Below are 13689 nucleotides of genomic sequence, written 5' to 3'. Positions count from 1 at the left end.
AGCGGTGGGCTCAACAGGACAGCGCAAAGATGCGCATCGCATTTCCTGTTCACCTGTTGAGCGCCAAAACCGTTCCGGCAACACCCACGGTGTGCATACAGACTCCTGTCGATGATCTCGAAGGAGCTGAGGGCGAGCGCAACCCGAATAGCTCAGGTGCGCGTCCAAGGTCCTCGATCGCGATCGACTCGACTTGCCGCCCGAGGAGTAGGCACCGAACGAGCCACGCAGAGAGCCGAGCGTCGCAGGCTTCAATTAGTCGACCGGGCTGCATCGTTATCACCGTAGGTCGCTCAGCTCTCCTCGAAGCCCGACTGGTCGAACTTCAAGGTCTGCGCGTTCTCGGAGACGGTGCGGACCCGGCCTTCCTCGAAGCCGGCGCTCGTCGTGGCTTCGATTTCGATCTTCACGACGAGTTCGGTGCCGTTCTGGCGGAGGTTGGTGATGATCTCGTCGGCGACGGTCTTGAAATCAAGGGCGATCCTGTCGGGGTTCAGGGTCTTCACACCGTAGAACCGCGTCCTGACCTTGCGCTGATGGACGCCAGGGTTGTTTGGGTCCGGCTTGAAGTGCTTCTTAGGGTCGTCGTCGTCCGTTGTCTTCGTCGGGTCCGGCTCCGGTGGGACTTCGGCGGCGCGCTGCTTGGCGGCGACGTCGGGGCGCACCAGTAGCAGCGAGTCGGTGGCCGCCGGTGCGGCGCCCTTGTCGTCGGGCGTCCAAAGTCCGATGTAGCGGCCGGCCGAGTCGTCATAGCCGGTGGCGAGCGCGAAGGCATCGGTCTGCCAGATCATCGGCAGGTCGACGATGCCCTCGTTGAGGACCGTCCTGTCGCGCAGGCGAGGCATGTAGGGGTACTGGGTGTAGAGACCCCACAGAGCGCCGAGCGAGACGTGGCCGTCCTTCCAGATCTGCGGGACCTTGAGGATCGCCAGGCGGATCGTCGCCGCGGCCTGCCGCGTCGAGAGATCGCCGTCGTTGCCAAGGCGGCGGGCCACCCGCTCGGCGAGCGAGGTGGACTGTCCTTCGACCTTGGTCTCGCGGAGGAGGAACGGCGCGTTCGGTTCCGGCTGGGCCGGGACGAGGGCCCACGTGAAGGTCTGCAGGAGCCTGGCCGTGACGGTCTGGTCGGCCTGCCTCTGCCGCTGGTCGGCTTGGTTTTTCTGGTTCTGAGTCAGGTCGAGGTCGGCTTCATCGTCGAGAACGTGCTTCCAGCCGAGATAATCGCGGGTGGCGGTGTCGAGCTCCTCCAGCCGGGCCTCGTCCGCGGCGAGGTAGACGAGCATGTTGCGGTGGGTCCGGTTGGAGCTGCCGCGGTGCTCGGTCGCCTTCTGTGCGAAGTCCTTGGCGGCCGACTCGGTGCCCCGCTTGTGGGCGAACTTCGGGTGGAGAATGACGAGGCGCGCCTCGTTGGTGTCGGGGAGGTCGGCGTTGCTCTCCGGGCAGACGTGGACGCCGGCGAAGTCACCTTTGAGGCGGCCCTGGCCGAGTAGCCGTGTGACGATCTCCTTCCAGACGTCTTCTTTGTGGAGGCGCTCGGCCTGGTCCTTGGCGGTGCGGGTGATGTTGGGCTGAAGATCATACCAGTGCTTGCCAGAGCCGGAGTAGAAGTACGTCGCCCGGTCGCCGAGCTGGGTCAGCGCGGCGTGGAAGTTGCCCGGGACGTCGCCGGGGATCGCGGTGCCGAGGAACACCCGCTGGGTACCGATGCCCTTGTGTACCGAACCGGGTGCGATGGTCGGTGCGGCGCCGAAGAACACTGTGCGGGCGAGCCGCTTGGTCAGTGCTCGCTGGCCGAACAGCGGCTTCCCCGTGTCGATGCGTGCCGGTTCGGAGTTCGGGCCGTCGACATCGGCGTCGATGATCGTTTTCCAGGAGTCCTGGAGGTACTGTGTCAGCTCGGCGTTCACGTTCGCGGTGGCGAGCGGGATCGAACCCGGCATGATCAACGGTGAGGCGTCCTCGCCCGCCCAGAGTGCGTGGATCACCGTGCTCATCAGCCGCAGCACACCGCGGGTGCGCTGGAAGCGCTCCAGCGAGGACCATTCCTCGTAGAGGGTGTCGAACAGCTCGGGGTGGATCGGGTAGGTCCGCTTGATGCGGTACTCGTACGCCGTGTCGCGGGCCTCACGCGGGAAGTCGTCGGTGTACTTGCGGTACATCTCCATGTACGCCTTGGCGGTCGCTCCGATCGAGGCGAGCGCGGCGGCGTCAGGCTGCTTGAACAGCCGCTGCTTGACGATGTGGTAGGCCTCGTCCGACGACGCCGGGCGCCACTGGTCAGCCACCCGACGCACGACGTTCTGGAGCCGCTTCAACGCTTCAAGGCCGTTGGTGCCGCCGACCTCCTCGGCGTTCCCGGCCACGATCTCGGAGTCGTCCCCGGTCTCGGAGGCGGGGATCGAGACCGCCAGCAGGACGCCTGACGTGCCCTTGGCGGCCTCGGTCAGCGACTGCGCGAAGGTGAACTGGTCGTCGAACGTACCGCCCGCGAGGTCGTCGCGGCCGACGAGCGAACGGGCGTAGGCGACCCACTCGTCGATCAGGATGACGGCGGGCGCGTACTTCGCCAACAACGTGTGAAGGGCCTCGCCGGGGTGGGTGCGGTTGCTGTCGGCGAGGGCGACGATGGCGTACCCCTCGGCACCGCCGAGTTGCCAGGCCAGCTCACCCCAGATCGTGTTGACGTGGGTGCCGTCATCCTTGGTGACACCGGACGGGCTGAGGTGGTTGCCCACGATCGCGACCCGGTTCACCTCGGTGCCGGTGTAGCCGTTGGCGGTGAGAAGATCCTGGGTCTCCTGCGGGAACTCGCCCACGGGAAGTCCGGCCGCCACGTGCCACAGTGACAGCATCGAGTGGGTTTTGCCGCCACCGAAGTTCGTCTGCAGGTTGATCACCGGCGAGGTGTTGTCGTCACCCGAGAGACGTCGCACGGCGCGGCCGATCAGGTCGCGCAGGCCCTCGGTGAGGTAGGTCCGCCGAAAGAACTCGACCGGGTCGGCGTAGTCGGAGTCGACCTCGCCACCGATGGCCACCTTGTAGAGGTCAGCCGCGAACTCCGAGGCGTGGAAGTTGCCGGTGGCGACATCGTCGTGGGGCAGGAGCACTTCGCGCCACGGCTTGAGCCCAGTGGCCTCGGGGTTGTCGACCGCGGCCTTCAGGACCTTCTTGTCGTCCTTGTCGGCGGTCATCCGACGCAGGTTGAGCCGGATGCCACGGACCTCGTCGGCATCGGCCCCGGCGCCGACGAGCCTGAGCAGGCGTTCGCCCGTGTCCAGTGCGCGGTAGGCGTCGTCGTCGGAGAACGAGCCGTTGTGCGCCCAGTCGTTGCGCACCTCGCGGAGCTCGCTGGCGAACGTCTCACCAGCACGCCCGACGGTCTGGTTGAACGGGTACCAGCCAGGCTTGTAACCGCCGGTGATGTTGCCTTCGGTGAGCATCCGGAACTGGATCTGCGGGTCGCGCGGATCGTAGCTCTTCCCGGCCGGGGCCCCGTTCTTGAGGTCTTTTGCCTGGACGAGCTTCGTCCACTCGGCCCCCAGCGCCTGGTCGGCCTGGCCGATCACCGATGAGATGTAATCGTCCAGCGCCGGGGCGAGGATCTGGAACATCCGGTCGATGCGGTCACGGTTGCTCAGCGCCATGTCACTCGTCCTCGTCGAAGTCGATCGCGAACTGCGTCCTGACGGGCTTCTTCTGGGTGCGCGCGACCTCCAGAATCTCCGGCCAGCTCGTCACCAGGCTGTTGAAGCTCAGCGCGTCCTTCGTCCAGCCATTGCCCTCCGCGATGCGGAAGAGAAGGTGAGCGAGCTCCTTGATCAGATCAGCGTCAACTGCGCCGTCCGGACGGCCCAACGCTGCCTGGAGGAAGCCGCCTGCCCGGGCGATGCCGTCCCGCTCCAGAACCTTGATCAGATGGTGGAGCGCTTCCCAGTTGCTGGTGTGGCTGTCCTTCAGCACGTCGTAGTCCCACGACAGATCGGCGGGCTTGACGAGCTGCACGTTGCCGGCCCGGCTCGTCAGAATCTCCTCGCGGCCCATCACGTCGACGCTGGTGTTGCGGGCCCGAGCGAGGTTGTCGGCGTCGCCGAACTTGCCGACGCCGTAGCCGTGCTGCCGATACCACGCGATCGCGAACCGGGCGGTCGAGTCGAAATCGCCCTCCTGCTCGGCCAGCACCGTGTCGAGGATCTCGTTGATCCGCGCCAGCGCCGAACGCACGGTCATCTTCTTCCCGTCGGGCTCAAGGACCCCGCTGTACCGGCTGAACACCGCCATCCCCGGCCCGATCGCCGCCTGCGGCAGGTCCACCGGCGCGATCTGCCCCTGCTGCAACTTCCGCAACGCCTCCGGCAGCTCCGCCTCAAGCATCGCGATGAACCCGCGCCGGTCAGTCGACGGGGCCTCCTCGGGGCGCGGACGGAGGGAGAGAACAATCGAGGAGGCGAGGGCGTTGGTACCGAGACTGATCATGCGTCCACCCCGCTCGCTGCGACTGGGCCAGGTCGAGGTGATCTCCCAGCCTGAACGAATCATGCCCTCCAGCAACGTCTCCCAGCCGGTCGATGCTTCACCACTGGCGTCGGTCTCGCTCTGCTTAAACGCATACCAGACCGTAATCGGCAGATCGGTCCGCGCGCTAGTACGCGCATTGGCGAAGACCGTACGAAATCCGTCCTCGAAGAAGGTTCGGGCTCCGTCCTTGCCACCGTGCCGGTACGGGTTGGCAACCAATTCTTCAGCCTTCGGTACTAGCATCGTCGCGAGTAAATCCTGATGGACCGACCGCAGGGAACGGCGCAGCCAAACATAAAAAAAATCGGACAGGTCGGAGTAGACGATGTTATCGTAATACGGTGGGTCCGTACTAATCAGGAACGGCCGCGAAATTGAATCTACCGCGTCTGCTTGGGAAGCCTCGCCAGTGCCAGTTCCAGTCAAGGAGTCGAGTACCCGTGCAATGCCACGGATCATGAAACTGTAATTTCCAGACGCTTCGCTGAAGGCGTTAGCTTCCGCGAAGTCCCAGGCCATCGGAATTGCTTGGCGAGCGAACGTGTTGCGGATTCCCTCGTTCTTCGGGTCCGGCATCCACGTCGAGACCATCGATCCGTAGTCAGCGAGTCTGCTCACCGAGAAGCCGAGGTAGGTGGCGACCGCATCGGCGTAAATCTCGGTGCCGCCGTCGGCGAGGACCCTCTCGCGGGCGTCGGAGACCAGCTCGCTGAAAGTGGTCAGCGCCACCAATTGACGATCTGTAAAATAGTCGGAGAACTCAAAAAATCCGTAGCGTCGCCCCTGGGCGTTCCCGCCGAACGTTCCTCGCGCTGGCGCGCGCAATCCGCGGTCACTTTCTCTGATAGGGGCGGCGATCTTGTTGGCTGAGGTGGCGATATTTACCTGCTCATCCGTTGCCTCTACATATATTCTTCTACGTCTTCCTTCGGTCGCCATGCACAGAAGTCGAGGCTTCGACTTCTCATTCGTGTCTAGCTGTGAGTGAACTTCGTTTGGAGTTAGAGTCGCCTTGCAGACCCAGCACTCAAACTTGGCGCCCTGTCCAAATTTGTTACTCCTCGCTGGAGTGCCGGAAGTCGCTATACGAAACTCCACTTGACCATTTCTTATCTCTGGAAGAAGCCAGGTTTCTCGACCCTTTTTTTTGGAAAGATTCAGGCTGCTGACCAGTGGCACCTCGGCGCCGCAGGCGGGGTTGGGGCAGGTGACGGTACGGGCCCAGATCCAGGCGATGACCGTGGCCTTGGTGCCGTCGGGGAGGGTGGCCTTAGGGTAGAGATGGCCGATGCGCTTCTCAGCCTCGTCCCGCATCCAGGCGCCGTAGGCGCGGACGTCGGCGGCCAGGCCCTCGGCGCCCTTCCAAGTGCGGATCTCGGAGTTGGCCAGGCCGGGGTAGGCGGGGGGCTGGTCGCGGAACTTCGGGGGGATCTCGATGAGCGCCTTGTTGATGAGGACGGCGACCGGATTGAGATCCGAGGCGTGGGCCTCCAGGCCGAGCCGCTGAGCCTCCAGGGGGATGGTGCCGCCGCCGGCGAAGGGGTCCAGGATCGGCGGCGGGTTGCCGTTCGTGGACTTCAGAATCTCCTCGTGGGCCTCCCGCAGGAGCTTCTCGTCCCGGGTGTTCTCCCAGACCACGAGTCGCTCGATGAGGTGGTGCAGGCGGTCCCGCTCCTTGCGTTGCAGCTCCTCGGTGGGGAACTCCTCCGGCCGCGCGCTCGGGTCGTCGACGAGCTGGGCGAAGAGGACCGCTCGGGCCGCCGCGAGCGGGCGCCGCGCCCACCACAGGTGCAGCGTGGAGGGGTGCCCGTGCCGGATGGACTTCTCCCGGGCCGACTCCCGGTTGATCGCCTCCAGCGGGAGCGCCACCTCGATCAGCTTCCGCGCTCGCACCACGACCCCGTCCCCCTACGCTCCCGACCCGGGTGAGCACCCAGTGTCGTAAATGAACATAATGGGCTGTCCGAACCTGTTCGGGGTTAACGGGTGCATCTATGTCAGAACGGAGTGCCCCCCTTGGCCCACGTCCTAGTCCAGTTGCCGCGGACGCCGGTGGCGTCGAAGTCGCCGAGGTTGGTGGTGGCGAAGGGGTCGTCGAGGTAGCGGACCTCGTCGTGCTCCGCCCCGCGAGGGTCGACCTTGACGAGGGCGAGCCGGTAGCGCGGGGTGGCGTTCTTGCCGGTCATCACCTCGTTGTGGGTGACGAAGAAGTCGGTGGCACCGTCGAGGCGGGCCTTGACCTCGATGCGGTAGGTGTCGCCCTTGGCGTCGGTCGACAGGATGTCGAAGCCGGGGTTGTTGAACGCCTGTTCGACGGGCTGGCGGCCGAGTTCTCGCTCGCGTGCCATGACGAGGTCGACGCCGCGGCGCTCGACCGCCTTGGTCTCCTTGGCGTGCATCGGCGCGGACGGCGGCAGTTCGTCTTCAAACAGGCTGACGGGCAGCACGAGGGCGGCGGTGACGAGGCGGGGGGGCTTGGTCGACATGAGCTGCTGCTGGTCAAGCAGCTCCAGGCGCTTGCGGAGTCGGAGGTCGAGCTCGACCGCCTTGCGATTGAGGCTCTCCGGCGACTCCTTGGGCTTCTCGCCCTTCTGCTCGCTCTCCGAGGCGATCGCCGCCTCGAACAGGAGGCGCTCACTTTCCGAGGTGAGGCGCTTGGCGACCAGGTCACGGGCTTTCGTCAGCTCCGCCAGCCGGCGGGGCTGCACCTCGGCCAAGTACTCGGGCAGACGGTTGGCGATGATCCAGCTCGTGGCCCTGTCCTCGGCCTCGGCAAGCCACGGTAGGGCGCGTGCGGCGTCGGTCGCCGGGCCTTCGGGAGCGGCGACGCAGTCGAGATACGGCGCAGGACCAGCGGGGCTGACGGTGCAGTCGCTGTCGACATAGGCGTAGCCGAAACGACGCGCCACGGATTGGCCGGTGGCGTCGGCGACCTCCTCGACAACGCCAACGAGCAGGTGTGGCTCTTCGAGGGTCGAGGACACAAGCACGGTGCCATGGTTCAGCGCGCCGCCGAACCGCCGGACTGTCTCGTCCATGACCGCGTCATGGATCGGGTGGCCGGGCGCGAGCAGGTCCGCCCGAGCGAGCCCGTCGGGCTGGACGTGGGCAAGGTCGAAGGTGACCCGGTCGTACCTCGTCGCGATCGGTCCCCTGCCGGCCGAGCGGAGGTGCTGGGGCACGTTCGCGATCTCGTAGCGCCCCTGCTCACGCCTGGCGATCCGGCCACCGAGACGGGTGAAGGCCGCTTTGAACGCCAGCTCTATGTAGTGCGGCTGGAGCCGCCGGGCGCGAGCCTCGTCCATCGCCGCGCGGAGCCGCTGAAGGTCGGCCTCGGCGAGGTGCTCGGAGGCGAGCGCCCGCTCATCGAGTAGATCCCTGAGGCCCTCGCCGACGCTGGAGTCGATGACCTCATGCATCGTTGCCTTCACCTCAGGACGCTCGCCGTACTGGATGGCGTCGAGCAGGAGCGTGCGCAGCGGGGTCTCGCTGAATGCCTCGCCGAGGACGTCGAAGACCTTGCCGCCGTAGTCCTGGCGCATCTGGTCGAGTTTCGCCAGCAGGCGGGTGAAGACCTCACCCTCACGTGTGTTGGAGGCCACGAGGTTCCACAGTCGGCAGACCTCCTCCTGGCCGATGCGGTGGACGCGGCCGAAGCGCTGCTCGATGCGGTTGGGGTTCCAAGGCAGGTCGTAGTTGACCATCAGGTGGGCAGCCTGGAGGTTGAGGCCCTCCCCGGCCGCGTCGGTCGCTACCAGGATCTGGACGTCGTGGTTCTTGGTGAACTCCTCGGTGATCTGGCGACGCTCGCCGCGACGTACGCCACCGTGAATGGCCTTGACCGTGTCAGGCTTGCCGAGCAGCGATCCGATCTTGACCCGGAGGTAGTCGAGGGTGTCGCGGTGCTCGGTAAAGATGATGAACTTCCGCGGCCAGCCGTTCGCGTCGGTGGTCAGCGCATTATCCTGGAGAATGTTCGACAGCTCGGTCCACTTGCGATCGGTGCCGGCGTCGCGGACGACCTTGGCGGTCCTAACCAGCTCGGCCAGCTCGATCAGCTCGGCGTTGAGTTCCTTCACTGTCTGCGCCGCGGTGGCGGCGTCGAGCAGTTCCTCCTCCAGCTCCTCGATCTCTCCGGCGTTGAACTCGTCGGTGTCGATCGCACTCCACTCGACAGCCGCGTCCGGCTCGCGGTAGGTGCCGTCGAGGATCTCCTGCCGTTTGCGCTCCAGCCGCTCGGAACGGCGTACGAGGCTCTTGTAGATCGCCTCCGGGCTGGACGCGAGCCGCCGCTGGAGAACGGTGAGGGCGAAACCGACGGTGTTCTTGCGCTTGCCACCAAGTCGATCGGCCCGGTTCATTCCCTCGCGGACGTAGTGGGTGACGTCCTCGTAGAGGGCATACTCCAACGCGGTCAGCTCGTAGGGAACGGTCTCGGCGATGCGTTCGGGGAAGAGTTTCTTGCCCTCGAAGGTGAGTAGGTCCTCCTTGACCATGCGGCGCATGATCCCGCTGGTGTCGGTGGTCTTCTTCTGCCTGCCCTCGAACCGGTCACGGTCCAGGAGGGTGAGGAAGAGCTGGAAATCCTCCTCCTTGCCCGAGTGTGGGGTCGCGGTCATCAGCAGCAGGTGGCGGGTGAGTTCGCCGAGGAGCTCCCCGAGCTGGAAGCGCTTGGTCTTCTGCAGCTTGCCACCGAAGTAGTGGGCGCCCATGCGGTGGGCCTCGTCGACGACGATCAGATCCCAGTCGGTCTCTTTGAGCTGGGCCTGGAGCTGCTCGTTGCGGGAGAGCTGATCCATCCGTGCGATGAGGAGCGGGTTGGTCTCGAAGATGTTGAGGTTGACCTGGGAGTCGATGAGCTGGCTGGTCAGCAGATCGAAGCGGAGCCCGAACTTGAAGAAGAGCTCGTCCTGCCACTGCTCCACGAGGCCGCCGGGAGCGACGATGAGGCACTGCTTCACGTCATCGCGCAGTAGCAGCTCCTTGATGTAGAGGCCGGCCATGATTGTCTTGCCGGCGCCGGGGTCGTCGGCGAGCAGGAAGCGCAGCGGGGTACGCGGGAGCAGCTCGCCGTACACTGCGCGGATCTGGTGTGGGAGGGGCTGCACGTCGCTGGTGGCGACGGCGAGCATCGGGTCGAACAGCCCGGCCAGCGAGATGCGCTGCGCCTCGGCCACGAGTTTGAAGTCGCTGGCGTTGGCGTCGAAGGCGCGGCTGCCGGTCTGGGTGAAGCTGAGCCGGTCCTGGTCCTTGCGGAACACGACCTGCTGGCCGAGACCGCCGGCGATGGTCTTGTAGGTCAGTTCGAGCGCGTCAGGACCGTGCCATCGCGCAGCAATGACCGTGATGACCTCGGCGGGGATAAGCCCGTCAATGCGTAGCCCTGGCTTGAGTTCCTCAAGCAGCACGACTGACCTCCTGATAGACAGCCGTCCAACGCTACTGGATCGGGCCGACAATCCGGTGCGGGGCACCTGGAAACCGGCCACCGACGCTGGCGGACCAGGGCGAGCTGCGCCCGCACCCCTTGCCGCCACTCCATGCTCACGACCGCCCGCTGGAACGGAACGGGTCGCGTGCAGCTGTAGGGCCGGCGGACCTCCCGCAGCCGCTCACCGCTGATGACAGTGAGCTCCAGGCCGAACTTGTCGCACCTCTCGTCGGCCCACTCCAGCGCCAGGCTCGGCGGGCCGCCACGACCATAGTGCGGTTCCCGGGGCGCAGCAGCCCTTGGAAGATCGGCCCGACCTCGACGGCCTAGTCCAGGCAGACGTTGTCGGCGAGCAACAGGTTCGTTCGCGCCGAGCCCAACGCCCGGCGTGGCGGCTCCAGCTGGGAGGCCTCCGCTGCCGCCCGGCTGCGGAACGGGGCATGGAAGCTACGGTCATCCGCGGAGGTGGCCGCACCCCAGCGCATTGCATTCCACGAACGCTGCGAGGGCTGGGCGACGCGAGTGGCCGAAGGGGGACTTACGGTGAACGGTATGGTCATCTCGTCCTTGTCGAGCTTCGAGGTTGCCGGCCGGCGGGTCTTCGTGATCACGGGCCCGAAGACGCAGACCATCAACGTGTGCTATCCAGCGAACAGGCGCGGTGAGTATGAGGTGCGGTACCGTCTGCCGGCCGTGGCGCGGATCGCCGCTGAGGACCTGCCGGAGCTTGCGAGCCTGGCGGCGTTGGAGGACTGGTTGCTCAGCGCCCGCAGCGCCCAGGCGGAAAGCCCGTCAGGCGCTCCGATTCCCCTGCCGAGCGTGCCGGCGACGACGGCGGTGGGCCCGTGGCTCACCGGGGCGATCCCGTTGGTGGAGCGGGCGATTGATGGGCTGGTCGACGACTTTGTCACGCATCCCTACCGGCATCGGGTTGAGCATTCCCTGCACCTTCAACTGTTCCGTGCGCTCGTCGCGCACGCCGAGCTTGACGCCCTCATCCAGATCGGCACGTCAAGCTTCAGGACCGGTCTGATCCACAAAGAGTGGCCCATGCCAGCGGTCGACGGTGATCGCCGTGGGTTGTTCGATCTGGCGCTACTCACACCTGGCCAGCTGGCCGTAGCCAGCCTTGATCAGTTCCGGCAGGGGCGGATCGTCCCACCTGTCGCCATCGAACTGGGGCTCGACTACGGGCACGCCCATCTCGCCCAGGACCTCGCGGGCCTTGTCGAGAGCGAGGTGCCTTACGGCTACGTTGTGCACTTCACTCGGCTGGCCGCAGCGACGGGGAAGGCTGAGGTCGAGTCCCTCGTCGACGCCACCCACCCGAACGTGAAGATCGCCTACGCACACGTCCCGGCGAGCGGTGCGGTCGCCATCAAGCACCTCGATGGCGACCGGATGATCGGGGCCCCATTCGGCAGGGCCGAGGACGGTCCTTACGCGCTTATGTGAGGAACTGGGTCGGGGGCCCGCCGGGGCGTTGCAGGAGCCTGCGGACAGCGGCGATCAGTTCGTCGTCCTGGCCGGCGGCCGGGATCTGGAAGTCGGCGATGCGTACGGTGGGTAGCCAGCCGTGCTGGGGAGGAACGAGGTCGGCGAGTGCGTCACGGAAGGCGCGTTGCTGGTGTCGTCCGCCGGGGTCGGGGAACAGTGGCGGGCATGGCCTGGCGAATCCACCGCCCGGTTCCCGGCCGGTGGGTTACGTCGATGCCGACACTCAACCCCTCACCCGCCGTCGGTGAGTGGTTGTCCATGCTGCTCGCGGTGTGTAACGGCATCGGTTGGGTGTCCTGGATGTCCCCTTGCAGCGGCGAGGCTGCGTGCCTTACGGGCTATCGGAAATGAATACCGTTATCCTTGCGGTGGGTGTGCGACTCCGCGCTGGTGACCGCCGTGTCCCCGGTGCCGTGGCCTGCGGGCGGCCGGGGCGGTCGTGCACCTCGGGCCGGCCCGCCGGCGGGCCCGACCACGTGTTCGTCCGACCTGATTCGCGGCAGCGCCGCCACGACATCGAGGAACATCACCATGAAGATCGCGTTCGTCGGCAAGGGTGGCAGCGGAAAGACCACGCTGTCCTCGCTCGTCGCCCGCCACCTCGCCGGCCAGGGCCACACCGTGCTGGCCCTGGACGCCGACATCAACCAGCATCTGGCGGTCGCCCTCGGCCTCGACGAGCACCTTGCGGCATCGATACCCACACTCGGCGACCATCTCGACCTGATCAAGGACTATCTGCGCGGTGACAACCCGCGCATCCCGTCCGCCCGCGAGATGGTCAAGACGACCCCGCCCGGCCACGGCTCACGGCTGCTGACCATCACCGGGCCCAGCCCGATCCATGAGCGGCTCTGCGTCGACGCGGCCGGGGTCCGCCTCATGGTCACCGGCGCGTTCACCGAGGAGGACCTCGGTGTGGCGTGCTACCACTCCAAGGTCGGTGCGGTCGAGCTCCTGCTCAACCATCTGGTCGACGGGCCCAGTGAGCACGTCGTCGTCGACATGACCGCCGGCGCGGACGCGTTCGCCTCCGGGCTGTTCACCCGCTTCGACCGGACCTTCCTCGTCGCCGAGCCAACCCGCAAAGGCGTCGCCGTCCACGAGCAGTACCGCCGCTACGCCGCCGATCACGGCATCCCGATCTCCGTCATCGGCAACAAGGTCCACGACGAGCGGGACGTCGCGTTCCTGCGCGACCACGTCGGCGACGACCTGCTCGTCCACCTGGAACAGTCGGCCGCGGTCCGGGCTCAGGAACAGGGCAGCCCGGCCGGCGCGGTCGTCCTGGAACCCGCCAACCTGGCGGCCCTGGACCGCATCGTCGCCGCCATTGAGGGCACCGAGCGCGACTGGGACCGTCTGCACCGGCAGATGATCGAGTTCCATGTGAAGAACGCCCGCTCCTGGGCGAACGACGCAGTCGGCACCGACCTCTCCCACCAGGTCGACCCCGACTTCAGGCTGGACACCCGCGCCGCACTGACGGCGGCCCTCTGAGCGCCAGCGTCACCCGATGACCGGGACGGCCGCTCCCACGGACAACCCGACCGGATGATCGCCGCCCCAGGCCGCGGCGTCGGTCCGGGCGAAAAACCGGGTCGGGTGTTCCGGTCGAAATCGTGTGAACAGCGTGCGGCTCCCGAACCCGATCTCGACTTCCCGCACGCGACGTCCCACTTGTTCGCCTGAAAGCCCCGCCGGTGATCTCAGCGGCACTTATCCTGAGAATGGCCACGATTACTCCCTGTGGAGGTACGTGATGTCTCTGACCGTGTCACCCGAACTTCTCCAGCAGGCGAGCGAGGGCTCCGTCAGCGAGGTGGATTTTCTCGCCTGCGTCCGCTCGTCCCTGCCGTACGCCTACGGGCTGGTGGAACGGCTCGCTCACGAGCTGCCGGACCAGGCCCGCGACTTCGCCGACAACCAGATTCCACCGGCGGACCCTGGTGAGCAGGGCCAGCTTCTGCGGGCGATGGCGAGTACCGCGATACGCGAGGCCCTGGAGCGGCACTTCGCGGTGAAGCTGGCATTCCAGAACTGCCACCGGGTGGCTGTCTTTCACCCGGAGTCCGCGGGCGGTGAGCAGTACCGGCGGTTCATCTCGCCGGAAAGTCAGGTGCTCAACCAGCAGCCGGAATTCGTCGACTGCTGAGTTCGTCGACCGCTGGGAAAAAATGACGGGGCTCGGGAGCGGCATCGGTTGCCGGCTGCTCCCGAGCCCCGTCGATCATCCGGTGATGCTC

The 13689-nt window shown here is 66.3% G+C and carries 6 protein-coding genes; 3 read left to right on the top strand and 3 right to left on the bottom strand.

Going from position 1 to position 13689, the window contains the following annotated elements:
* Positions 1-293: 293 nt before the first annotated feature.
* The 3 genes from E0504_RS31915 to E0504_RS31905 all read right to left on the bottom strand — a co-directional run bounded on the left by E0504_RS31915 (position 294) and on the right by E0504_RS31905 (position 9923).
* Complete coding sequence (locus E0504_RS31915) at positions 294-3644, bottom strand: Swt1 family HEPN domain-containing protein (RefSeq protein WP_131626387.1); 3351 nt, start codon at positions 3642-3644, stop codon at positions 294-296.
* A gap of 1 nt (position 3645) precedes the next feature.
* A complete protein-coding gene (locus tag E0504_RS31910; protein WP_131626481.1) occupies positions 3646-6408 on the bottom strand; it encodes a DUF1156 domain-containing protein in 2763 nt (920 codons plus the stop codon).
* 104 nt (positions 6409-6512) lie between these two features.
* Positions 6513-9923: a helicase-related protein gene (locus E0504_RS31905; RefSeq protein WP_131626386.1), complete on the bottom strand. Its 3411-nt coding sequence runs from the start codon at positions 9921-9923 to the stop codon at positions 6513-6515.
* Between the two features lie 566 nt (positions 9924-10489).
* On the opposite strand from E0504_RS31905, the gene E0504_RS31900 reads away from it, so the two are divergent.
* The 3 genes from E0504_RS31900 to E0504_RS31890 all read left to right on the top strand — a co-directional run bounded on the left by E0504_RS31900 (position 10490) and on the right by E0504_RS31890 (position 13598).
* Positions 10490-11401: a hypothetical protein gene (locus E0504_RS31900; protein WP_131626385.1), complete on the top strand. Its 912-nt coding sequence runs from the start codon at positions 10490-10492 to the stop codon at positions 11399-11401.
* A gap of 573 nt (positions 11402-11974) precedes the next feature.
* Positions 11975-12943 carry an AAA family ATPase gene (locus E0504_RS31895; RefSeq protein ID WP_131626384.1) on the top strand — a complete coding sequence of 323 codons (969 nt, stop codon included), beginning with the start codon at positions 11975-11977 and terminating at the stop codon, positions 12941-12943.
* A gap of 262 nt (positions 12944-13205) precedes the next feature.
* Positions 13206-13598 carry an SCO5389 family protein gene (locus E0504_RS31890; RefSeq protein WP_131626383.1) on the top strand — a complete coding sequence of 131 codons (393 nt, stop codon included), beginning with the start codon at positions 13206-13208 and terminating at the stop codon, positions 13596-13598.
* Positions 13599-13689 lie beyond the last annotated feature (91 nt).

The sequence above is a fragment of the Parafrankia sp. BMG5.11 genome, assembly GCF_004337455.1.
Note: the sequence above shows the minus strand (reverse complement) of the source record. Positions and strands in the feature narration are given on the sequence as shown.

Coding starts and splice junctions, on each gene's coding strand:
- E0504_RS31915 (WP_131626387.1), bottom strand. CDS start 3,644: ATGGCGCTGAGCAACCGTGACCGCATCGACCGGATGTTCCAGATCCTC.
- E0504_RS31895 (WP_131626384.1), top strand. CDS start 11,975: ATGAAGATCGCGTTCGTCGGCAAGGGTGGCAGCGGAAAGACCACGCTG.
- E0504_RS31890 (WP_131626383.1), top strand. CDS start 13,206: ATGTCTCTGACCGTGTCACCCGAACTTCTCCAGCAGGCGAGCGAGGGC.